At 64.3% G+C, this 21,005-nt stretch carries 21 protein-coding genes; 7 read left to right on the top strand and 14 right to left on the bottom strand.

Annotation, left to right across the window (positions count from 1 at the left end; translation table 11 throughout):
* Position 1: 1 nt before the first annotated feature.
* From Q0C42_RS03665 to Q0C42_RS03625, 9 genes are all read right to left on the bottom strand, one after another.
* Entirely contained in the window at positions 2-874 is an 873-nt protein-coding gene (locus Q0C42_RS03665) for a carbohydrate ABC transporter permease (protein WP_295072100.1), read from the bottom strand.
* Positions 875-1,044: 170 nt separating this feature from the next.
* Positions 1,045-2,355, bottom strand: a complete 1,311-nt coding sequence (locus tag Q0C42_RS03660) for a sugar ABC transporter substrate-binding protein (RefSeq protein ID WP_295072097.1) — start codon at positions 2,353-2,355, stop codon at positions 1,045-1,047.
* Positions 2,356-2,460: 105 nt separating this feature from the next.
* Positions 2,461-3,408: a sugar-binding transcriptional regulator gene (locus Q0C42_RS03655; RefSeq protein ID WP_295072094.1), complete on the bottom strand. Its 948-nt coding sequence runs from the start codon at positions 3,406-3,408 to the stop codon at positions 2,461-2,463.
* The gene (locus Q0C42_RS03650) at positions 3,405-4,082 is read right to left on the bottom strand and encodes an HAD family hydrolase (protein ID WP_295072091.1); all 678 of its coding nucleotides are present in this window, start codon (positions 4,080-4,082) and stop codon (positions 3,405-3,407) included. The genes Q0C42_RS03655 and Q0C42_RS03650 overlap by 4 nt, the downstream gene beginning before the upstream one ends.
* Positions 4,083-4,108: 26 nt before the next feature.
* Positions 4,109-4,873, bottom strand: coding sequence for a DNA repair protein RadC (radC, locus tag Q0C42_RS03645; RefSeq protein ID WP_295072088.1), 765 nt, complete (start codon positions 4,871-4,873; stop codon positions 4,109-4,111).
* A gap of 99 nt (positions 4,874-4,972) precedes the next feature.
* Positions 4,973-6,127 carry a molecular chaperone DnaJ gene (dnaJ, locus tag Q0C42_RS03640; protein WP_295072085.1) on the bottom strand — a complete coding sequence of 385 codons (1,155 nt, stop codon included), beginning with the start codon at positions 6,125-6,127 and terminating at the stop codon, positions 4,973-4,975.
* 72 nt (positions 6,128-6,199) lie between these two features.
* Complete coding sequence (gene dnaK / locus Q0C42_RS03635) at positions 6,200-8,107, bottom strand: molecular chaperone DnaK (protein ID WP_295072083.1); 1,908 nt, start codon at positions 8,105-8,107, stop codon at positions 6,200-6,202.
* A gap of 207 nt (positions 8,108-8,314) precedes the next feature.
* Positions 8,315-8,911, bottom strand: a complete 597-nt coding sequence (locus tag Q0C42_RS03630; RefSeq protein WP_295072080.1) for an SH3 domain-containing protein — start codon at positions 8,909-8,911, stop codon at positions 8,315-8,317.
* Positions 8,908-9,732: an ABC transporter permease gene (locus Q0C42_RS03625; RefSeq protein WP_295072078.1), complete on the bottom strand. Its 825-nt coding sequence runs from the start codon at positions 9,730-9,732 to the stop codon at positions 8,908-8,910. The genes Q0C42_RS03630 and Q0C42_RS03625 overlap by 4 nt, the downstream gene beginning before the upstream one ends.
* 107 nt (positions 9,733-9,839) lie before the next feature.
* Between Q0C42_RS03625 and cysQ the strand changes: the two genes are divergently transcribed.
* The 7 genes from cysQ to Q0C42_RS03590 all read left to right on the top strand — a co-directional run bounded on the left by cysQ (position 9,840) and on the right by Q0C42_RS03590 (position 17,738).
* Positions 9,840-10,628 carry a 3'(2'),5'-bisphosphate nucleotidase CysQ gene (gene cysQ, locus Q0C42_RS03620; protein ID WP_295072076.1) on the top strand — a complete coding sequence of 263 codons (789 nt, stop codon included), beginning with the start codon at positions 9,840-9,842 and terminating at the stop codon, positions 10,626-10,628.
* On the top strand, positions 10,625-11,413 hold the full coding sequence (locus tag Q0C42_RS03615) for a manno-octulosonate cytidylyltransferase (protein WP_295072073.1): 789 nt from the start codon (positions 10,625-10,627) through the stop codon (positions 11,411-11,413). Before cysQ ends, Q0C42_RS03615 begins: the two co-directional genes overlap by 4 nt.
* Positions 11,414-11,605: 192 nt before the next feature.
* Positions 11,606-12,502, top strand: coding sequence for a UTP--glucose-1-phosphate uridylyltransferase GalU (gene galU / locus Q0C42_RS03610; RefSeq protein ID WP_295072070.1), 897 nt, complete (start codon positions 11,606-11,608; stop codon positions 12,500-12,502).
* A gap of 167 nt (positions 12,503-12,669) precedes the next feature.
* Positions 12,670-13,593 carry a glycosyltransferase family 2 protein gene (locus Q0C42_RS03605; protein ID WP_367115713.1) on the top strand — a complete coding sequence of 308 codons (924 nt, stop codon included), beginning with the start codon at positions 12,670-12,672 and terminating at the stop codon, positions 13,591-13,593.
* Between the two features lie 43 nt (positions 13,594-13,636).
* Positions 13,637-14,647 carry a glycosyltransferase family 2 protein gene (locus tag Q0C42_RS03600; RefSeq protein WP_295072067.1) on the top strand — a complete coding sequence of 337 codons (1,011 nt, stop codon included), beginning with the start codon at positions 13,637-13,639 and terminating at the stop codon, positions 14,645-14,647.
* Positions 14,644-16,353 (top strand): beta-1,6-N-acetylglucosaminyltransferase, encoded by a 1,710-nt coding sequence (locus Q0C42_RS03595; protein WP_295072065.1) that lies wholly within the window; start codon positions 14,644-14,646, stop codon positions 16,351-16,353. Before Q0C42_RS03600 ends, Q0C42_RS03595 begins: the two co-directional genes overlap by 4 nt.
* Positions 16,350-17,738, top strand: a complete 1,389-nt coding sequence (locus Q0C42_RS03590; RefSeq protein WP_295072063.1) for a nodulation protein NodH — start codon at positions 16,350-16,352, stop codon at positions 17,736-17,738. The genes Q0C42_RS03595 and Q0C42_RS03590 overlap by 4 nt, the downstream gene beginning before the upstream one ends.
* Before the next feature lie 96 nt (positions 17,739-17,834).
* Here the strand turns inward: Q0C42_RS03590 and Q0C42_RS03585 are convergent, their stop codons facing one another.
* The 5 genes from Q0C42_RS03585 to lptC all read right to left on the bottom strand — a co-directional run bounded on the left by Q0C42_RS03585 (position 17,835) and on the right by lptC (position 21,005).
* Positions 17,835-18,299 (bottom strand): PTS sugar transporter subunit IIA, encoded by a 465-nt coding sequence (locus Q0C42_RS03585; protein WP_295072060.1) that lies wholly within the window; start codon positions 18,297-18,299, stop codon positions 17,835-17,837.
* Positions 18,300-18,333: 34 nt separating this feature from the next.
* Positions 18,334-18,909: a ribosome-associated translation inhibitor RaiA gene (gene raiA, locus Q0C42_RS03580; RefSeq protein WP_295072058.1), complete on the bottom strand. Its 576-nt coding sequence runs from the start codon at positions 18,907-18,909 to the stop codon at positions 18,334-18,336.
* 212 nt (positions 18,910-19,121) lie between these two features.
* The gene (gene lptB / locus Q0C42_RS03575) at positions 19,122-19,898 is read right to left on the bottom strand and encodes an LPS export ABC transporter ATP-binding protein (protein WP_295072056.1); all 777 of its coding nucleotides are present in this window, start codon (positions 19,896-19,898) and stop codon (positions 19,122-19,124) included.
* Positions 19,898-20,380 carry an LptA/OstA family protein gene (locus Q0C42_RS03570; RefSeq protein ID WP_295072054.1) on the bottom strand — a complete coding sequence of 161 codons (483 nt, stop codon included), beginning with the start codon at positions 20,378-20,380 and terminating at the stop codon, positions 19,898-19,900. Before Q0C42_RS03570 ends, lptB begins: the two co-directional genes overlap by 1 nt.
* A 22-nt stretch (positions 20,381-20,402) precedes the next feature.
* Positions 20,403-21,005 carry an LPS export ABC transporter periplasmic protein LptC gene (lptC, locus tag Q0C42_RS03565; RefSeq protein WP_295072052.1) on the bottom strand — a complete coding sequence of 201 codons (603 nt, stop codon included), beginning with the start codon at positions 21,003-21,005 and terminating at the stop codon, positions 20,403-20,405.

Below are 21,005 nucleotides of genomic sequence, written 5' to 3'. Positions count from 1 at the left end.
CTCAGTTCTCCAGGTTCCGGCCAAGGCCGCGCATCAGGAAATAGGCCACGATGTTCGCCAGGATCACCGCGATGATCCCGCCCGCCGCCGCCCGCCCGATGTCCTTGGCGGCGATGGCCTGTTTGAAGATCATGTAAGGAAGCGTGGTCGAGGCCGACCCCGGCCCGCCTTGGGTGGTCGTGAAGATCTCGCCGAAGATGCCCAGAAGGAAGATCGTCTGGATCAGGATCACCACGGTGATCGCCCGGGTCATGTGCGGCAGGATGATGTAGCGGAAGCGGGCGAAGGGGCTGGCGCCGTCCATCTCGGCCGCCTCAAGCTGTTCGGACGACAGGGATTGCAGCGCGGTCAGCAGGATCAGCGTGGCGAAGGGCAGCCACTCCCAGCTGACGATGCCGATGATCGACCACATCGGATACTGCTCCAGAAACAGGATCGGCTGCGCCCCGAAGCCCTGCGCTACCGCAGCGAACAACCCGTTCTGCGGGTGCATGAACAAGTTTTCCCAGATCGAAGCGGCGACGGGGGGCATGACGAAGAAGGGCGCGATGACCAGGATGCGCAGGAAGCCCTGCCCCTTGATCGGCTGGTCGATCAAAAGCGCGATCAGGGTGCCCAGGACCACGGTGATGAACAGCACTCCGCCCACCAGCGCCAGCGTGTTGAACAGCGCCAGCCAGAAGTCGGGGGAGTTGAAGAACCACAGATAGTTGTTGAACCCGACCCAGTTCGTCCGGTCCGGCGACAAAAGGCGGTAGAAGCGGAAGGAATAGTACAGCGTCATCGCCAGCGGCACGATCATCCAGATCAAGAGCAGGACCACCGAGGGCGCGACCATCATGCGGGCGGCAAGGCGGCTGGAATGCGTGGACATGGGGCGGTCTCCCGACAGTCGGATGACGATGAGCAAAGGGTGCGGCCCCCAAGGCGACCGCGCAAGCGAAGAAGCAGGTTGTCGGTTTGGAAGGCTCGGCTTGCAGGCATCGCGGCCCGCAAGCCGAAGGTGATCCCGGGGACTGGGGAGACACCCCCCGGGGTCGGGCTTTACTGGATGTAGCCGGCGGCTTTCATCTCGTCGGCAACGGCGGTCTGGGCTTCGGCCAGCGCCTCGTCAGCGGTCTTCGACCCGGCCAGCGCGGCCGAGAAGATTTCGCCGACCGTGGTCGCCACGCCCGCAAACTCGGGGATCGCGACGAACTGGACGCCGACGTAAGGCACCGGCTGCACGGACGGAGCGGTCGGGTCAGCCGAGTTGATGCTGTCCAGCGTCATTTTGGCGAACGGCACCTTGGCGTATTCCTCGTTGGAATACAGCGAGGTCCGCGTGCCCGGAGGAACGTTCGCCCAGCCTTCCTTGGACGCGACAAGCGCCAGGTAGTCCTTGTTGGTCGCCCAGTTCACGAAGGTCTTCGCCGCGTCCTTGGCATCCGACGACGCCGGGATTGCCAGCGACCAGGCCCAGAGCCAGTTGCCGCGCTTGCCCAGTCCATTGTCGGGGGCGAGGGCGAAACCAACCTTGTCGGCCACGGTCGAATCCTTGCCGGTCACGAACGAAGCTGCAACGGTGGCGTCGATCCACATGCCGCACTTGCCCTGGTTGAACAGGGTCAAGTTCTCGTTGAAGCCGTTGTTCGAGGCGCCGGGCGGGCCGTAGCTGTTCATCAGGTTCAGGTAGAAGTCGAGCGTCGCCTTCCATTCCGGGCTGTCGAACTGCGGGTTCCACGCCTCGTCGAACCAGCGGGCGCCAAAGCTGTTGGACATGGCGGTCAGGAAGGCCATGTTCTCGCCCCAGCCGGCCTTGCCACGCAGGCAGACGCCGTAGATGCCGGCATCCTTGTTGGTCATCGCGGCCGCGGCCTTCTCGATGTCCGCCCAGGTCGGCGCGTCGGGCATCGCCATCCCGGCGGCGTCCATCAGGTCCTTGCGGTACATCACCATCGACGATTCGCCGTAGAAGGGCGAAGCGAAGAGGTTGCCGTCCACGGTCAGACCGCCGCGGATCGCCGGCAGCAGGTCGTCGACGTCATAGTCGGCGGGCAGGTCGTTCAGGCTTTCCAGCCAGCCCTGCTTGCCCCAGATCGGGACCTCGTAGGTGCCGATCGTGATCACGTCGTACTGACCGCCGCCGGTGGCGATGTCGGTCGTCACGTTCTGGCGCAGGACGTTCTCTTCCAGCGTCACCCACTCGACCTTGATGTCGGGGTGCTTGGCATAGAAGTCGTCCATCAGGCCCTGCATGCGCACCATGTCGCCGTTGTTCACGGTGGCGACGGTAATGGTGGTTTCGGCCATCGCCGCGCCCGCAAGCGCGACAAGAGCCGTTGCGCCCATAAGGGCGCGAAGCGTCTTGGTCATGTAATCCTCCCTGGATCAGCGTATGAGCAAATCATCGCCTATTGGGTAAATGCTCACAAGTTGACCAGAGTCGTCAAGCCCCCTCTTCCGCCGCACCTGCGAAGGTCAGGTCCGGTCCAGCAGCAGTCGGGCGCTTGGCTCGTCAGTCACAAGCCCGTTGATGATCCTGGATTTTAACGCTGCGTGGATCGCCGGAACCTTGGATGCACCTGCAGCAACGCCAATCGAGGGCCGGTCCAGATTCTGCGCAACCCGCACCCCGCCGGTCCGGCGGTTGGTCCCAAGATCCAGATACCGCCCCTCCGAGTCGAAGACCCAACCCGCCACTTCGCCCGAGGCTCCGGCGGCCTGCATCTCGTCCAACTCGTCGCGGCTGACGAAACCATCGGCCAGCAAGGGCGCATCGTTCGACATCTGGCCGACGCCGACAAAGACCACATCAGCGGCCTTGGCCAGTTCCACCACCTTCTGCACCGGGCCAAGCCGGTGGAAGGCGGCGTTCTCTTCCGGCGTGGTGCTGATCACCGGGACCGGCATCGGGTAGTGCGGCGCCCGAACCTTGTCGGCGATCCGCATCACCACGTCGAAGAAACTGGCCGAGCCGTCGGGCGCGATATTTCCGATCAGAGAGACCAGGCGGTGCTGTGGCGCGTCGATCTCGGTCAGCGCATCGACCATCCCGCGCATCGCCCGCCCGGTCCCAAGCGCGATGACCAGGGGGTCCGGCATCCGCAGGAACCGCTCCAGTTCCGCTGCCGCAGCGGGGGCGATGGCGCGCACCGGATCGGCTCCGGCGCCAAGTGCGGGGGCCACGCGCACCCGGTCCAGACCGAAGCGGTCGCGCAAAGCGGCCTCCAGGTCCAGGCAGGCGCCGATGCGGTGGTTCAGGCGGACGTGGATCAGCCCCTCGGTCATCGCCCGGCTGACCAGGCGCTGCGCCCGCTGGCGGCTAACCCCCAGTTCGGCGGCAATCTGGTCCTGGGTCATCCCCGCGACGTAGTATAGCCAGCCCGCCCGGGCTGCTTCGTCCTGCAGAGAAGGTTCGCTGCTCATGCTGCCTGCCTGCCCAAACCGGGCGCAATCTGGAAAAAATCCGCAAAGCTGACAAGCCTGCGGTGGGGCAGGGCGTCCTGTGGCTCTTCCGGAGTTGTCGCGCCCAGATGGCTGCCACCGACAAAACGCCAGACGGTCATCCCGGCGGCCAGCCCGGCGCGGATGCCGGTCAGACTGTCCTCGATCACCAGGGTCCGCTCTGGGGTCGCGCCCATCTTTTCAGCCGCATGAAGGAACAGGTCGGGCGCGGGCTTGCCACGGGCGACGAGAGTGGAGGTAAACACCTTGTCGCCAATCAGCGGCGCGAGGCCGACCAGGGACAGCGACATCTCCACCCGGCGCGGACTGGAAGAGGTGGCGACACAGAACGGGACACCGATCTGGGACAGGACCTCGTGGACATGGGGGACGACCTTCAGCTCCTGCTGGAAGGCCGCCAGCAGCGCCTCGCGGTACTGCGCCTCGAAGTCGGGCGGCAGGTCCAGGCCGAACTCGCGCCGGATCGTCTCCATCACCACGGGATAGCTGCGGCCAAGGAAGTTGCGTTCCACGTACGCGAGATCAATGGTCAGGCCCAGCCGCATGAGTTCGGCCACCAGCATCCGTGCGCTGATGATCTCGCTGTCGATCAGCACGCCGTCGCAGTCGAAGATGACAAGGTCGAACTCGCTCATGCGCTATGCCTAGCGCAAGGCGTGGGCTAAAGGTAGCCCTGTGAGCGGAAGCTCAACTCACGGCTCTTGCCGATGATCAGATGGTCGTGCAACGTCAGACCCAGCGCCTCGCAGGCGTCCTTGACCTGATGGGTCATCGACAGGTCCGCGTCCGATGGGGTGGGGTCGCCGGAAGGGTGGTTATGGACCAGGATCATCGCGCTGGCGTTCAGCTCCAGCGCGCGCTTGACGATCTCGCGCGGGTAGACCGGGACATGGTCGACGGTGCCGCGGGCCTGCTCGTCGTCGGCGATCAGCACGTTCTTGCGGTCAAGAAACAAGACCCGGAACTGCTCCGTCTCGCGGTGGGCCATCGTGGTATGGCAATAGTCCAGCAGCGCGTCCCACGAGGACAGGATCGGCTTCTGGATCACCCGCGCCCGCATCATCCGTTGCGCGGCGGCTTCCACCAGCTTCAGCTCCAGCACCACGGCAGGGCCGGCGCCCTTCACCATCTGCAGACGGGCGGGCGAGGCGGTGACGACGCGGTTGAAGTCGCCGAAGGTGTCGAGAAGAAGCCGGGCCAACGGCTTGACGTCCTGCCGCGGGATGGCGCGGAAGAGGACGAGCTCCAGAAGCTCGTAGTCCGGCAGTGCTGCCCCGCCGCCTTGAAGAAAGCGGTCGCGCAGCCGCTGGCGGTGGTCGGCGATATAGGAGGGCAAGCGCCCGGTCAGCGCCTGCGGTTCGGCCTCATCGGCGTCTCCCGCAGGCGCGACCAAGGGTAGAAAGGGTTCGTCGAACGATTGCACCATGCGGGCAAGACTGCCGCGTCATGGTTGAGAAACGGTTAACGGAGTGAGGAGGATGGTAGGGTGGGCGCTATCGCCCACCCTACGCCCGTTCCAGGCTTGTCACCCCTTCATTCCGTCCCAGAAGCCCTTGACCTTGGAAAAGAAGCTGGAGCTTTCCGGGTTGTTCTCCTCGCTCAGCTTCTCGAACTCGCGCAGAAGCTCGCGCTGGCGCGTGGTCAGGTTCACCGGAGTTTCCACCGCCAGTTCGATCACCATGTCGCCGGTGTTCGAAGACCGCAACGCCGGCATGCCCTTCTGCCGGAGCCGCATCTGCTTGCCCGACTGCGCGCCCGACGGGACCTTGACCCGCGCCTTGCCGCCGTCGATCGTCGGCACCTCGATCTCGCCGCCCAAAGCCGCGGTCGGCATCGACACCGGAACCCGGCAGAAGAGATGCACCCCGTCGCGCTGGAAAAGCGCGTGCTCCTTCACCTCGATGAAGATGTAGAGGTCCCCGTTCGGCCCGCCGCGCATCCCCGCCTCGCCCTCACCGGCCAGACGGATGCGGGTGCCCGTCTCCACCCCTTGCGGGATGTTGACCGACAGCTGCTTTTCCTTCTGCAGCCGCCCCTGGCCACCACAGGTGCGGCAGGGGTTCTTGATGATCTGGCCCATGCCGTTGCACTGATGGCAGGTCCGCTCGATCGTGAAGAAGCCCTGCTGGGCACGGACCTTGCCCATGCCATTGCAGGTCGGACAGGTGACCGGCTCGGCCCCGCCTTCCGCCCCGGACCCGTGGCAGGTATCGCAGCTGACCGAGGACGGCACGGTGATCGTCTTTTGCGACCCGGTAAAGGCTTCTTCCAACGAAATCCGCATGTTGTAACGCAGATCCGAGCCGCGCTGGGCGCGCGACCGACCGCCGGCACCACCGCCACCCCGGCCCATGAAATCGCCAAACAGATCCTCGAACACGTCGGAAAACGCCGAGGCGAAATCACCCTGCTGGCCGCCATAGGCACCGGGTCGCGGGCCGCCGCCCATCCCGTTCTCGAACGCGGCATGACCAAAGCGGTCATAGGCCGCCTTCTTCTGTTCGTCCTTCAGGACCTCGTAGGCCTCGTTCACTTCCTTGAACTGGGCCTCGGCCTGCGGATTGTCGGAATTCCGGTCGGGGTGCAGTTCCTTGGCCTTCGTCCGATAAGCCTTCTTCAGCTCTTCGGCCGATGCGCCCTTCTGAGCCCCGAGAACGTCGTAGTAATCGCGCTTTGCCACGGCAAAACCCCCATATGGAACCGAGGAGGGGCGGTCCGTTTCCGAACCGCCCCTTTTCCCGTTCCTCGCGGCTTACTTCCGCTTGTTGTTGCCCAGGTCTTCGAAGTCGGCGTCGACGATATCATCGTCATCGACCGGCCGCGGCTCGTCTTCCTTGTCGCTGCCTTCGGACTGGCTGGACTTGTAGATCGCCTCGCCCAACTTCATCGCGGCTTCGGTCAGGTTCTGGATACCGCTCTTGATCTTGCCGGCATCCTCGCCTTTCAGCGCATCTTCCAGCGGGCTCATCGCCAGTTCGATCGCCTCGACCGTGGATGGATCGACCTTGTCGCCATGCTCGGTCAGCGACTTCCTGGTCGAATGCAGCAGGCTTTCACCCTGGTTCCGGGTTTCCACCAGCTCGCGACGTTCCTTGTCGGCTTCGGCATTCGCCTCGGCGTCGCGGACCATCTTCTCGATCTCGTCGTCCGACAGACCACCCGAAGCCTGGATGGTGATCGCCTGTTCCTTGTTGGTGCCCTTGTCCTTGGCTTTCACCGACACGATGCCGTTGGCGTCGATGTCGAAGGTCACCTCGATCTGCGGCACGCCACGCGGGGCGGGCGGGATCTGTTCCAGGTTGAACTGGCCCAGCATCTTGTTGTCGGCAGCCATCTCGCGTTCGCCCTGGAACACGCGGATCGTCACCGCGTTCTGGTTGTCCTCGGCGGTCGAGAAGACCTGAGACTTCTTGGTCGGGATCGTCGTGTTGCGGTCGATCAGGCGGGTGAAGACGCCGCCCAGGGTCTCGATGCCCAGGGACAGCGGGGTCACGTCCAGAAGAACCACGTCCTTGACGTCGCCTTGCAGAACGCCAGCCTGAATGGCCGCACCCAAAGCCACGACTTCGTCAGGGTTCACGCCCTTGTGCGGTTCCTTGCCGAAGTACTTGGTCACTTCCTCGATCACGCGGGGCATGCGGGTCATACCGCCGACCAGCACGACCTCGTCGATGTCGTCCTTCGAGACGCCAGCATCCTTCAGCGCGGCCATGCAGGGCTTGATCGACTTCTTGATCAGGTCCTCGACCAGGCTTTCCAGCTTCGACCGGGTCAGCTTGACCACCAGGTGCAGGGGCTGCCCGGTGTTCTTGTCCATGCTGATGAACGGCTGGTTGATCTCGGTCTGCTGGCTGGACGACAGCTCGATCTTGGCCTTTTCCGAGGCCTCCTTCAGACGCTGCAGCGCCATCTTGTCCAGCGTCAGGTCGACGCCGTGCTCTTTCTTGAACTCATCGGCCAGGTACTGGACGATCCGCATGTCGAAGTCTTCGCCGCCAAGGAAGGTGTCGCCGTTGGTCGACTTCACTTCAAACAGGCCGTCGTCGATTTCGAGGATGGTGATGTCGAAGGTACCGCCGCCAAGGTCATAGACCGCGATGGTCCGCGATTCCTTCTTGTCCAGGCCATAGGCCAGCGCGGCCGCCGTGGGTTCGTTGATGATGCGCAACACTTCAAGACCGGCGATCTTGCCGGCGTCCTTGGTGGCCTGACGCTGGGCGTCGTTGAAGTAGGCCGGAACCGTGATGACGGCCTGCGTCACCGGCTCTCCCAGGTAGGATTCCGCCGTTTCCTTCATCTTCTGCAGGATGAACGCCGAGACTTGGCTGGGCGAATACTTCTCGCCGCGCACCTGGACCCAGGCGTCGCCGTTCCCGCCATCGACGATGGAATAGGGGACCAGCTTCTTGTCCTTTTCCACTTCGGCGTCGCCCAGGCGGCGGCCGATCAGGCGCTTGACGGCGAAGACGGTGTTGGTGGGGTTGGTCACGGCCTGGCGCTTGGCGGGCTGGCCGACCAGGCGTTCGCTTTCCGTGAAACCGACGATCGAAGGCGTCGTGCGCGCGCCTTCCGAGTTCTCGATCACCCGAGGCTGCGAACCATCCATGATGGCAACGCAGGAGTTCGTGGTTCCGAGGTCAATACCGATGACTTTGGCCATATGTGTATCCCTTTACTTCAGGCGATGTTCTGGCGAGGACCCTTGCAAGCAGGCATCCCCACCCAGGAGTGGATGACAGGTCTGGCGGCCTGGCACCCGTGTGAGGCGTATATAGGCAGGCCGTTTCGGGCCTGCAACGGTTGGCGCGCAGGCGGACCCGGGATTCTTCGGCGATGATGCGCAAAATCCGGGCAGTTTGATGCGGCCTTACGGTTGGGCCAGGAGACAGCAGCCCGACAACCGGTCCCCGCCTGCCGGTCCGGTGCGGAAGATGTCTACGGCAATGCCGTAGCTGCGGTCGGACATGCCATCGGAACACTCTGCCCCGGTCAGGACCGCCATGCCGTCCGCGAGTCCGACGGCCGCCGATCGGGCCCAGGGCTTGGCGGGCCAAAGGTCGGTTATCGGCTGGCTGGCTGGCGCCTGATCATCCGGCGTCAGGAAACGCGTGATACCGCGCTGCGGATCGATTTCCAGGGACCAGAAGGGTTCGGTTCCAAGGCAGGTCAGCGGCGACTGCAGCACGTTCCAGGCCGGACCGGGTTCCCGCGCCAGAAAGCGCATCGAGGCATAGCCCGACCCCTCCTCCGAGTTGACAAGCGCCCAGTTGCCCCGGGTTGCGATCACCTCGACCCCCGTCGCATCCGGCGCGAGGCTGCCGATGATCGGAGACCGGGCGTCCGGTCGGGCGCGAATGTTCAGCACGTCGTCGGCAGCGACGCCGGTGACGGCGTACAGCGCGGGGAACTCCTCGGCTTTCAGGGGGAGCGCCAGGAAAAGGAAAAGACACAGAAACCGGATCATCGCCGCTTGTTCCAACTGGCCGAGGCATGCTGGCGGGTAAAGAACTCCGCCATAAGACCGATCATCATGCAGACCAGAGCATAATAGATCGCATAGTGATAGTCGGTGTAGCGCGGGGTGTAGTTCAGGAACATGAACCCTCGCGCCTGATCTATTGTGTGAAACAGCGGGTTCCAGTCGAACCAGTCGCGGCGGTTGGTCGCCAGGTTGTTGGCCAGCACCATCTTGCCCGAGGCGATGACATTGGCCCGCTGGTAAAGCGTGACAAGGATTCCCACCGCCTCGGGCTGCCAGGGCTTTGCGGACAGGAAGACCATCCCGATCCCGATCCCGCTGAACCAGGACAACAGGAACATTCCCAGCATCCCCACCGGCTCGTCGATGGTGATGGGGTTCCAAAGCGTGTGGTAGACGAACAGGATCACCGCCGCCGCCAGCGTCTGCTGGTACAGCGACCCCAGCGCCGCGCCCATGATCGAGATGATCGGGTTCATTGGTGCGTGCATCATCATCTGCGAGGTCGGCCCGTCGGCATGCGACACCGCGCCGATGGCCTTGATGTGGGTCATGAACATGAAGACGCCCGACATCACGTAAAGCATGAAGTCGCCGCGCACCGCGATCCTGCGCATGCCGAACAGGCTCATCATGAAATACATGACCAGAAGCATGATCAGCGACTGCACGATCGACATCACCAGGCCCAGGACCGCATTGTTGTGCGTCTTGCGCAGGTTGCGCACAGCGACATGATAGACCAGCTCCAGGGTTTCGAACCCCAGGCCGATCCATGACCGCTCTTGTGGCTTGTGCCGGAACATCAGGCCTTCTCCTTCGGTCGGCATCCTGCATCAGCAAATCTTGCCGTTCCGTTGACGGCGAAGGATAAGGGCCACAAAACCTTTGATCAATCGCCGCAGGAGATATGATGGATTTTGCCAAGGCAGTGCCGCTTTTCCGCCGACTGGCGCTGGAAGCCGGTGAGCGCATCCTTCAGGTCTACCACGGCCCCGACTTCGAGGTGCGCGCCAAGGGCGACGCCTCGCCGGTGACCGAGGCGGACGAGGCCGCCGATGCCGTGATCTCCGCCGGTCTTCGCGCCGCTTTCCCCGATGTGCCGCTGATCACCGAAGAACAGGCCGCCTCCCACGCCCTGACGGCCACGACCTTCTTCATCGTCGACCCCCTGGACGGCACCAAGGAGTTCGTCCAGCGCCGCGGCGACTTTACCGTCAACATCGCCTACGTGCAGGACGGCGTCCCCACCCTTGGCGTCGTCTATGCCCCCGCCAAGGACCGGCTTTTCTACACCCTGCCCAACGGCCAGGCGGTCGAGGAAACCGGACCCTTCGGCCCCGAGCCCGGCCCTCTGACCCCGCTTAAGGTCGCCACCCCCGACAACGCCGCGCTGATGGTCGTCGCGTCGAAGTCCCACCGCGACCAGGCGACCGACGATTACATCGCCCGCTACGCCGTGCGCGACATGACCTCCGCCGGCTCCAGCCTCAAGTTCTGCCTTGTCGCCACCGGCGAGGCCGACCTGTATCCCCGTCTTGGTCGCACGATGGAATGGGACACCGCTGCCGGAGACGCCGTGTTGCGCGGCGCCGGGGGCCACGTCCTAAGGTTCGACGACCATACTCCCCTCGCCTATGGCAAACCCGGCTGGGACAACCCCTTCTTCATCGCCTACGCTCCGGGAGTGTTGCTGAAATGACCACCCTCATCGCCATTCCGGCCCGCTATGCCTCGACCCGCTACCCCGGCAAGCCGCTGGTCAGCCTCACCGGCCCCGACGGTGCCAAGACCCTGATCCGCCGCAGCTGGGAGGCCGCGATGGCCGTGCGCGGGGCCGACCGCGTCGTCGTTGCCACCGACGACGACCGGATCGCCGATCACGCCACCAGCTTCGGGGCCGAGGTGGTGATGACCTCCTCCGATGCCCGCAACGGCACCGAGCGCTGCGCCGAGGTCGCCGCCAAGCTGCCGGGCTTCGACATCATCGTGAATCTGCAGGGCGATGCCCCCCTCACGCCGCCCTGGTTCGTCGAAGACCTGATCGCCGGCCTGAAAGCCGACCCCGCCGCACAGATCGCGACCCCGGTCCTGCGCTGCGACGGGCAGGCGCTCGCCAGCCTTCTGGCCGACCGCAAGGTCGGGCGGGTTGGCGGCACGACGGCAGTCTTTGATACGAACCGCCACGGACTTTACTTCTCGAAGGAAGTCATTCCCTTCACCAGCAGCGCCTACGCACCCGACGCCCCGACACCAGTCTTCCACCACGTCGGCGTCTACGCCTATCGCCCCGCCGCGCTTGCCGCCTATCCCGCCTGGCCGCTGGGCACGCTGGAGCAGCTTGAGGGCCTGGAGCAGCTTCGCTTTCTCGAGAACGGCCACCCCGTCCTTTGCGTCGAGGTTCAGGCCCATGGCCGCCAGTTCTGGGAGCTAAACAACCCCTCTGACGTTGCGATCATCGAACGGATGTTGGCGCTGCAACCATAGGGTGAGTGTCTGACCTGATGGTCCATCTATGCTTTCGAATGGCCATTGCCCTGTCGTTTTTTGGTGCGAAACCTTCCCGTATGGGGCAGGTTACCAATATTGCCGCGGGACTGCCCGCATTAGGTCAGATTCGCCTGCGAATGCATTTACACCGGAGCTATTGATCACGATCAGACAGGGTTGGAACGAGTCATGAAGCCAAAGAAAATCACCAAGGCAGTATTTCCCGTCGCGGGTCTTGGGACGCGCTTTCTCCCCGCCACCAAGTCGATCCCCAAAGAGATCATGACCCTCGTCGACCGGCCGCTGATCCAGTACGCCATCGACGAAGCCCGCGCCGCCGGGATCAAGGAATTCATTTTCGTGACCTCGCGCGGCAAGTCCGCGCTTGAGGATTACTTCGACAACGCGCCAGAGCTGGAATCCGAGCTGCGTCGCAAGAACAAGACCGACCTTCTGGATGTCCTGAAGGACACCAACATGGATTCGGGTGCCATCGCCTATGTCCGGCAGAACCGTCCGATGGGACTAGGCCACGCCGTCTGGTGCGCCCGCCGCCTGATCGGAAACGAGCCCTTCGCGGTCCTGCTGCCCGACGACGTGATCGCCGCCGAAAAGCCCTGCCTGCAACAGATGGTGGAAGCCCACGCCGAGACCGGCGGCTGCATGGTCGCGGCGATGGAAGTCGCGCCGAAGCGGACCTCCAGCTACGGCATCCTCGACATCGGCGAGGACAATGGCCAGATCGTCAAGGTCAAGGGCATGGTCGAAAAGCCGCCAGCCGGCGAAGCGCCGTCCAACCTGGCCGTGATCGGCCGCTATATCCTGACGCCGCAGGTGCTGACCAACCTGAACAAGATCAAGCAGGGCGCGGGCGGGGAAATCCAGCTCACCGACGCGATTGCGCAGGAAACGAAGAAGAAGGGCGGCGTCTACGGTCTGCGCTTCCGGGGCCAGCGCTATGACTGCGGCTCGAAGATAGGGTTCCTCCAGGCGACCGTTGCCTTCGGCCTGTCGCGGCCCGAATTTGGCGAGGAATTCTCCGGCTTCCTGCACGAGATGATGGCCATGCAGAAGGCTGCGCAATAGGTTTGGGATCGGAGCTTTCGCCTGTCCGGGGGCTCCCCCGTGCCTGTCCAATTGGCACACTCACGCCACCGCGTGGCCTGACCGGCGCGCTACTGGCCTTCAGGCTGCGCAACCGCCGCCAGCGCCTGCTGTGGCGCGCCTGGCGCAAGCGAGGCCAGCTTCAGTCCGTGACCAACCGGACCACGCAGATCGGGACCGGCGATGTGCTGTGCTTCCTTTGCGTCCGGAACGAATCCGACCGCCTGCCACATTTCCTGCGCCATCACCGCGCGCTGGGCGTGCGGCACTTTCTGATCGTGGACAACGGCAGCACCGATGGCACACCAGACCTGCTGCGGGGCCAACCTGACGTTTCACTGTGGCAGACGCAGGCCAGCTACAAGGCATCGCGCTTCGGCATGGACTGGCTGACCTGGCTCATGATGCGGCATGGGCACGGACATTGGTGCCTGACGCTGGATGCGGACGAGCTCTTGATCTACCCCTACTGGCAGGCCCGGCCCCTGCCTGCCTTGACCGGCTGGCTTGACCGGCAGGGCCGCGACAGTTTCGGGGCCTTGACGGTGGACATGTATCCCGAAGGTCCGGTGTCGCAGGGTGTGGTCGGGCCGGACCGCGACCCGATCACGCATCTCGCCTGGTTCGATGCGGGGAACTACCTGGTCCAGGTCCAGCCCCGCATGCGCAACCTCTGGATCCAGGGTGGGGTGCGGGCGCGGGCCTTCTTCGGACAGACCCCGCGGCGGGCGCCGACGCTGAACAAGACCCCGCTGGTGCGCTGGAACTGGCGCTATGCCTATGTGAACTCGACCCACGCCCTCCTACCTCCGCGCCTCAATCAGGTCTACGCGACTGACGGGGGCGAGCTGACTTCGGGCGTGCTCCTACACACGAAGTTTCTGCCTGGCATCACCGAACGTTCGGCCGAGGAGAAGACACGTGGCCAGCATTTTGGCAATGCTGCCCAATATGCAGCCTACTACGACCGCCTGACGGACGACCCGGTCTTGCATACGATTGCATCCACCCGCTACACTGGCTGGAGACAGATGGAGGCTTTGGGCCTCATGTCCCGGGGTGGTTGGGTTTGAGGTGCTTGGTAAAGTGTTCCGCTAGGGACAGGCGGGCCACAAGATGGGCCTGACAGCGCTTCTGCGACTTCGCACAAGACGCCAGTACCTTCTTGCCAGGGCGGTTCGCCGCCGCCGCCAACTGACTCCGGTCGCCGACCGCACCGACAGCCTGCCCGCGCAACCGATCCTTCTGTTCTCGACCGTGCGCAACGAACGCGTCCGGCTTCCGTACTTCCTTGCCTACTACCGCCGGCTCGGGATCGATCACTTCCTGATCGTGGACAACGGGTCCGATGATGGCACGCGCGAGTTTCTGGCCGAACAGCCCGATGTCTCGGTCTGGTCCACCACCGCCGGCTACAAACAATCGCGCTTCGGCATGGACTGGATGATGCACCTTCTGCGCCGCCACGGTCACGGGCGCTGGTGCCTGACGGTCGACGTGGACGAATTCCTTGTCTACCCCTTCTGCGAAACCCGCCCCCTGCGCGCCCTGACCGACTGGCTCGACAGCGCCGAGGCCCCCAGCTTTGCCGCGATGATCCTGGACATGTATCCCAAGGGCGCGATGCATGAACAACCCTACCGCGAGGGCCAGAACCCCTTCGAGATCGCCCAGTATTTCGACAGCGGCAACTACGTCATCAGCCGCAATCCCCTGTATCGCAACCTCTGGATCCAGGGTGGCCCCCGCGCCCGTCTGTTCTTCACCGACCGCCCGCAGCGCGCCCCCGCGATGAACAAGGTGCCGCTGGTGAAATGGGACCGCGTCTACGCCTATGTATCCTCGACGCACATGCTGCTCCCGCCCCGGCTGAACCTGGTCTACGATGACCAGGGCGGCGAGAAACCGTCGGGAGTGCTTCTTCACGCCAAGTTCCTCGACACCTTCGCTGCCAAGGCGGCCGAAGAACTCGCCCGTGGCGAGCACTATGCCCAAAGCGTCGAATACCGCGCCTACCGCGAAGGGATCGCCCGCGAACGCGATCTTTGGTGCAATTGGAGCGAGAAGTATATCAACTGGAGACAACTCGAAGTCCTGGGCCTGATGTCGAAAGGAAACTGGGCATGACGCAGGCCAGCACTCTGGGCGTGGTCATGCTGTGCCACGCGGCGCTTGACCGCGCCGCGCAGCTGGCCCGGCACTGGGCGATGCACGGCTGCCCCGTGGTGATCCACGTCGACGCCCGCACGCCGCACGCGCAGTTCGAGGGACTGCGTTCGGCCCTGAAGGACCTGCCGGACATCCGCTTCACACCGCGCCTGCCTTGCGAATGGGGAACCTTCGGCCTCGTCCAGGCGACGCTTGACGCCGCGACGCGGATGCTTGCCGACTTCACCCAGGTGAGCCACGTCCTGCTGGCCTCCGGCTCCTGCCTGCCGATCAAGCCGGTTCGCGCCCTGCAGGCCCATCTTTCGGCCGAGCCGGGCATCGACTTCATCGAAAGCGTCACCACCGCCGATGTCGGCTGGACCATCGGCGGCCTCAACGAGGAACGCTTCACCCTGCGCTTTCCCTTCTCGTGGAAACGCCAGCGCCGGTTCTTCGATGGCTACGTCGCGCTGCAACGCAAGCTTGGCTTCCGTCGCAGCCTGCCCAAGGGCCTTGTTCCACACCTTGGCAGCCAGTGGTGGTGCCTGACCCGCCGCACGCTTGAGGGAATTCTGAACCTACCCGACCGCGGCCGGATCGACCGGTACTTCAAGCGCGTCTGGATACCCGATGAAAGCTATTTTCAAAGCCTGGTGCGACAGGTCTCGACTTCGATCGAAAGCCGCTCGCTGACGCTGTCCAAGTTCGACTACCAGGGCCGACCCTACATCTTCTACGACGACCACCTGCACCTGCTGCGCCAAGCCGACGCCTTCATCGCCCGCAAGGCCTGGCACCAGGCCGACGTGCTGTACCAGACCTTCCTGACCCGCGACGGGGACCGCGCCCACGCGACCGAACCCAGCCCCGGCAAGATCAACCGCCTCTTCGCCAAGGCGGTGGAGCGTCGGGTCAAAGGCCGTCCGGGACTTTACATGCAAAGCCGCTTCCCGGTCCGGGCCCGTGGCGCCGCACTTGCCGCAGCGCCCTATGGCGTCTTCTCGGGCTTCGCGCCGCTTTTCACCGACTTCCAGCCCTGGCTTGGCCGCGCGCTGGATGCCCGTGTCCACGGCCACCTCTTCGCCTTCGACCGCGTCCAGTTCGCGGGCGGCGAAACGGTTTACAAGGGCGGCCTCTCCGACAGCCCGACCTTGCGCGACTACAACCCGCGCAGCTTCCTGGCAAACCTGATCTGGAACACCCGCGGCGAAACCCAGTGCTTCCAGTTCGGTCCCGAGGACGAACAGGACATCGCGCCGACCATCGCCTCGGACCCCAACGCGTCGATCTTCCTGATCTCCGGCGCCTTCGCCGTGCCGCTTTGGCAATCCGGCCGCAGCGCCCAGGAGGTCCGGGCCGAAGCGGCGCGGCTCCAGAAGGTGGAAAGCGATTTCATCTACATGCTGAAGGGTGTCGAGACCAAGGCCCGCATCCGGATCTGGTCGCTGGCCGAATTCATCGAGAACCCGGCCGAACCGCTGGAGCAGCTTGTGGATCTTCTGAACCCCCGCGCCGCGCATCGCGTGACCGAACTGCCGCAGCTTCTGGACCTGCGCGGCTTCGGGTCGTTCCTGCAGGATCTGCGCAACCAGGGCATGGCCCCGGTTCTGATGGGAGACTTTCCCTCGGACGTCGAGCTGGCCCAGCCGAACCCTCCCTTTGCGCGGCCCCGGATCGTCCGATGAGCCGCTTCCACAGCTTCGTGGTCTTCGCCGAAATGCGCACCGGGTCGAACCTGCTGGAAGCGAACCTGAACGCGCTTCCGGGTGTCACCAGCCACGGCGAGGTCTTCAACCGCTATATCCTGGGCAAGAAGGACCGGACCGAGCTTTTCGGCATAACGATGGAAGAACGCGACCGCGACCCGCGCCCGTTGCTGCGCAAGCTGCGCGAAAAAACTGATGGACTGCCGGGCTTTCGCTTCTTTCACGACCACGACCTGCGCATCCTGGATGACGTGCTGCCAGACCCCGGCTGCGCCAAGATCATCCTGACCCGGAACCCCCTGGAAAGCTATGTCAGCTGGAAGATCGCCCAGGCCACCGACCAGTGGAAGCTGACCAATCCCAAGCGGCTGAAAACCACAAAGGTGCGCTTCGACGTGCCCGAGTTCGTCGGCCTCCTGCGTGAATTCCAGGCCTTCCAGCTGCTTTTGATGCAGTCGTTGCAGACCACCGGGCAAACGGCCTTTTATCTGGATTACGAAGACCTAGGCTCGCTTGAGGTGATGAATGGCCTTGCAGCCTTTTTGGGGGTCGAGGGCCGGCTGAAGCAGTTGGACGACACGCTGAAGAAGCAGAATCCCGGGCCGCTGGAAGACAAGCTGGAAAACCCCGAGGCCCTGGCCGAAGCCGTCGCCGCCATCGACGTCTTCAACCTTGGCCGGACCCCAAGCTTCGAGCCGCGGCGCGCAGCCGGTGTGCCGACGGCGCTTGCCTCCGACGCCGGGCTTCTCTTCTTTCCGATCCGCTCGGGCCCAGAGGCTGCGATCCGCGACTGGTTCGCATCACTTGGTCCCATCTCAGAAGGCTTCGAACAGAAGTCGCTGCGTCAGTGGAAGCGCAAGCACCCCGGCCACCGCAGCTTTACCGTGCTTCGCCACCCGCTTCTGCGCGCACATGCCGCCTTCCGCCGCAAGATCTTGATGGGCGAAGCGCAGGACCTGCGCCGCATCCTGATCAACGGCTTCCGGGCCGAGTTGCAGCCGCCGGGCGAACCCTTTGCAAGCGTCGAGGCCGAGCGTGCGGCGTTCCTGATCTTCCTGAACTATTGTCGCCTTGCGGTGGGCGGTCAGACCGGTGCGCGCGTCGACCCCAGCCTCGCCAGCCAGACCGCTCTGGTGCAGGGCTTCGCCACCTTCCAGCCGCTGGACTACCTGCTGCGCGAGGACCGCCTGGGCGAAGGGCTGGCGATGCTGGCCGACGAGATGGGCGTCGACGCCCCGTCCATTCCGCGCAGCCTGGAACCGGCCGCACTCCTGCCCATCTGGGACGAACGTCTGGAAGCCGCCGCCGCCGAGGCCTACCAGCGCGACTACATGGGATTCGGCTTCACCCGCTGGCGCAAGTGACTGCTCCCGCGTCGCGCGTTTGGTTAAGCAGACCTGAACGCCGGCAACCAAACCGTTGATTTCATTGCACCAGAAAAAGCGCCACGCGCGGGCAGCTCACGCCGCCTGCGGGGCCCGCGCCTCGGTCAGGATCGCATACAGTTTTGCCGGGTCCGAATTGGCGCGCAGCTTTGCCACCACCGAGGGGTCCCGCATCGTCCGGCTGACCAGTGCCAGCGCCTTCAGATGGTCCACCCCGGAATCCTTCGGCGCGAACAGGCCGAAGACCAGATCGACCGGCTGCCGGTCGACGCTGTCATAGTCCAGGGGCTTCTCCAGCCGCAGGAAGACGCCGATGATGCCCTTCAGATCCTCCAGCCGCGCATGGGGCAGGGCGATGCCATGTCCCACGCCGGTCGGTCCCAGCGACTCACGCTCCTGCAAACCATCGATGGCCGCCGCCCCGCTCAGCCCATAGGCCTGCGCCGCGATCTCGCCCAGCTCCTGAAACAGCCGCTTCTTGGAGGTGAACTGCCCGACAACCCGAACGGCGCCTGGCACAAGTAGCTTGGATAGTTCCATGAGGGGGCGTTGTTCCTGCGCCAGTCCAGGCGCGTTACTTTGCGTTGCGAGGATCGATCCAGCCGATGTTTCCGTCATCCCGACGGTACACGACGTTCACGCCCCCATGTCCTTCGTTCCGGAACACCAGCATCTTCTGCCCCGCCAGCTCCATCTGCATCACGGCCTCGCCCACGGTGATCGAAGGAATCTTCGTCTCCATCTCGGCGATGACCACGGGCTGCAGGCTGTCAGGCTCAGCTTCCTCGGCGTCCTCGGTTCCGGCGAGGATATACGAGGACGCCCCGCCGAATTCAACCGGTCCCGGACGGTTCGAGTGATGGTTGCGGATCCGCCGCTTGTAACGCCGAAGCTGCTTGTCCAGCTTCTCGCGGCAGGACTCGAAGGCCGCATAGATTTCCGAGGCATGCCCCTTGGCCTGCGCAGTCAGGCCGGTGGACAGGTGGATCACCGACTCGCAGACGAATTCATGCGCAACCCGCGAGAAAACAACGATACATTCGGTCGGACGCTGGGCGTACTTCTCGATAACTTCGCCCATTTCCGCCTTTACATGGGTCTGAAGAGCCTCACCGACGTCGATCTGTTTCCCACTGATCTGATAGCGCATAGCCTCTCCTCTCAGATGCTTCCGACGATTTCGGGATCAGCCCGGGCGGACCGCTTCCCTACAGAATAGATGGAAGGAACGTAGCGTCACGCAAGGTCGGCCGACTGAAGTCTTCGCGGCACGATGGGTCAAACCGATGGCATATGACGCACGCATTACGGGTATTTGGCGCAGTCCCGTGGCCCCTTGTCAACCGAATCGATGTGACCGGCTCAGACGATGCGGAAGTTCTCGCCGAGGTAGACACGCCGCACGGTTTCATCGCGCACGACCTCATCCGTGGTGCCCGACATCAGCACCTTGCCATCGTGCAGGATATAGGCGCGATCCACGATTTCCAGCGTCTCGCGGACGTTGTGGTCGGTGATCAGGACGCCGATCCCACGGCTTTTCAGGTCATGCACGAGGTGGCGGATTTCCCCCACCGCGATGGGATCGACCCCCGCGAAGGGCTCGTCCAGCAAGAGGTACTTCGGGTCCGCCGCAAGACAACGCGCAATCTCGACCCGCCGCCGCTCGCCGCCCGACAGGGCCAAAGCAGGGGTCCGCCGCAGGTGGGTGATCGAAAATTCCGACAGCAACTCCTCCAGCCGCTCACGCCGCTTGTGGCGGTCGGGCTGCACGATCTCCAGCACGGCAAGAATGTTGTCCTCGACCGAAAGGCCCCGGAAGATCGACACTTCCTGCGGCAGGTAGCCGATCCCCAGCCGGGCGCGGCGGTACATCGGCAGGGCGGTGACGTCCTTGCCGTCGATCAGGACCTGACCGCCTTCGGGCATCACCAGACCCGCGATGGAATAAAAGCAGGTCGTCTTGCCCGACCCGTTCGGGCCCAGAAGTGCCACCACCTCGCCCCGGTGCAGATCCATGCTGACATCGCGGATCACCGGCCGCTTCTTGTAGCTTTTCCGCAAGGACCGGATCTGCAACCCGGCCTGGCCGTCGGTCACCGTCAACTCTGGACGGCCCGGGGACGCTGACGCGACCATCAGTCGCCCCCCGGCTGGAAGGTCGTGGTCACGCGCCCCTCCATCAGCCCGGTCCCGTCCCTGAGGTTGATCGTCAGCTTCTGCCCGGCCATCGCCGAAGGCCCTTGCGTCAAGAGCACGTCCCCCGACAGAACGATCACCCCGCTGTCGATGGTATAGACCGCCTCTTGCGCCTCGGCCGCGTCGCCCAGGTTAGTGACCGTGACCCCGCCCGACGCGATCAGGCTGTCGATCTCGTTCTGCTCTGTGCCGTAGGTGACCTTTACCTCTCCGGCGGCCAGCTTCATTTCACCCTGGACCACGATGACATTGCCGCTGAAGACGGCGGTGCCATCCGCGTTGTTCACCGCAAACTGGTCGGCGGATACCTGCACCGGTAGGGTCGTGTCCTGGTCCAGCTCGCCAAAGGCGATCTTCTGCTGCGCCTCGGCGCTTGCCGCCAGCGTCAGGGTCAGAACCAGAAAGCCAAGCCGAAATGCCATGCGTCGAACCTCTGCAGCCGTTTCAGCTGCCCGGTTGGTATACCAGCCGGACGCTGCCCTTGAAAACCAGAACATAGTCACCCGGGGTGCGGTTGTCCTGACTTAAGCTCATGCCGTCGGCCGTGATCTCGCCAGCAGGCCCCGTGGCCCTGACCGGCGCGCGGCTTTCCAGCCCCGTCCGGTCCAGCTTGGCCGCGATTTCTGCCGTTTCCAGCCGGTAGCCGGTCGACGTCGTCAGCGCGACCCCGCCCGACAGCACCACTTCCCTTGCCGTGTCGTCCATGCGCGCGTCCGCTGCAAGCAGCTCGGTCCGCCCCCCGTCCGGAGTGGCAAGGTCCAGCCGAAGCCCCGCTGCCTGGGCCGGAGATCCTTCGGACGCCGGTCGCGCTTCGTCAGCCGACAAGGTCAGTGCTGCACCGTCCTCGGTCGTGCCGGCATAGGTTGGGGCTGTCATGCGCGGCTCGCGCGCCAGATCCTCGACATCGACCTCGGCGTAGGGCAGGGCGGCTTCGGGATCGATCCGCCGCGCCACCAGAAACAGGGTGGACAGGATCGCCAGCGCGGTCAATGGCAGGACCACCTTCAGCCAGCCCACCACCCGCGTATGCCGGTCGACCCGTGCCAT

Source organism: Tabrizicola sp. (genome assembly GCF_022842145.1).
GTDB lineage: Bacteria > Pseudomonadota > Alphaproteobacteria > Rhodobacterales > Rhodobacteraceae > Tabrizicola.
Note: the sequence above shows the minus strand (reverse complement) of the source record. Positions and strands in the feature narration are given on the sequence as shown.

Coding starts and splice junctions, on each gene's coding strand:
- Q0C42_RS03665 (WP_295072100.1), bottom strand. CDS start 874: ATGTCCACGCATTCCAGCCGCCTTGCCGCCCGCATGATGGTCGCGCCC.
- Q0C42_RS03660 (WP_295072097.1), bottom strand. CDS start 2,355: ATGACCAAGACGCTTCGCGCCCTTATGGGCGCAACGGCTCTTGTCGCG.
- Q0C42_RS03655 (WP_295072094.1), bottom strand. CDS start 3,408: ATGAGCAGCGAACCTTCTCTGCAGGACGAAGCAGCCCGGGCGGGCTGG.
- Q0C42_RS03650 (WP_295072091.1), bottom strand. CDS start 4,082: ATGAGCGAGTTCGACCTTGTCATCTTCGACTGCGACGGCGTGCTGATC.
- radC (WP_295072088.1), bottom strand. CDS start 4,873: ATGGTGCAATCGTTCGACGAACCCTTTCTACCCTTGGTCGCGCCTGCG.
- dnaK (WP_295072083.1), bottom strand. CDS start 8,107: ATGGCCAAAGTCATCGGTATTGACCTCGGAACCACGAACTCCTGCGTT.
- Q0C42_RS03630 (WP_295072080.1), bottom strand. CDS start 8,911: ATGATCCGGTTTCTGTGTCTTTTCCTTTTCCTGGCGCTCCCCCTGAAA.
- Q0C42_RS03625 (WP_295072078.1), bottom strand. CDS start 9,732: ATGTTCCGGCACAAGCCACAAGAGCGGTCATGGATCGGCCTGGGGTTC.
- cysQ (WP_295072076.1), top strand. CDS start 9,840: ATGGATTTTGCCAAGGCAGTGCCGCTTTTCCGCCGACTGGCGCTGGAA.
- Q0C42_RS03615 (WP_295072073.1), top strand. CDS start 10,625: ATGACCACCCTCATCGCCATTCCGGCCCGCTATGCCTCGACCCGCTAC.
- galU (WP_295072070.1), top strand. CDS start 11,606: ATGAAGCCAAAGAAAATCACCAAGGCAGTATTTCCCGTCGCGGGTCTT.
- Q0C42_RS03600 (WP_295072067.1), top strand. CDS start 13,637: ATGGGCCTGACAGCGCTTCTGCGACTTCGCACAAGACGCCAGTACCTT.
- Q0C42_RS03595 (WP_295072065.1), top strand. CDS start 14,644: ATGACGCAGGCCAGCACTCTGGGCGTGGTCATGCTGTGCCACGCGGCG.
- Q0C42_RS03590 (WP_295072063.1), top strand. CDS start 16,350: ATGAGCCGCTTCCACAGCTTCGTGGTCTTCGCCGAAATGCGCACCGGG.
- Q0C42_RS03585 (WP_295072060.1), bottom strand. CDS start 18,299: ATGGAACTATCCAAGCTACTTGTGCCAGGCGCCGTTCGGGTTGTCGGG.
- raiA (WP_295072058.1), bottom strand. CDS start 18,909: ATGCGCTATCAGATCAGTGGGAAACAGATCGACGTCGGTGAGGCTCTT.
- lptB (WP_295072056.1), bottom strand. CDS start 19,898: ATGGTCGCGTCAGCGTCCCCGGGCCGTCCAGAGTTGACGGTGACCGAC.
- Q0C42_RS03570 (WP_295072054.1), bottom strand. CDS start 20,380: ATGGCATTTCGGCTTGGCTTTCTGGTTCTGACCCTGACGCTGGCGGCA.
- lptC (WP_295072052.1), bottom strand. CDS start 21,005: ATGGCACGGGTCGACCGGCATACGCGGGTGGTGGGCTGGCTGAAGGTG.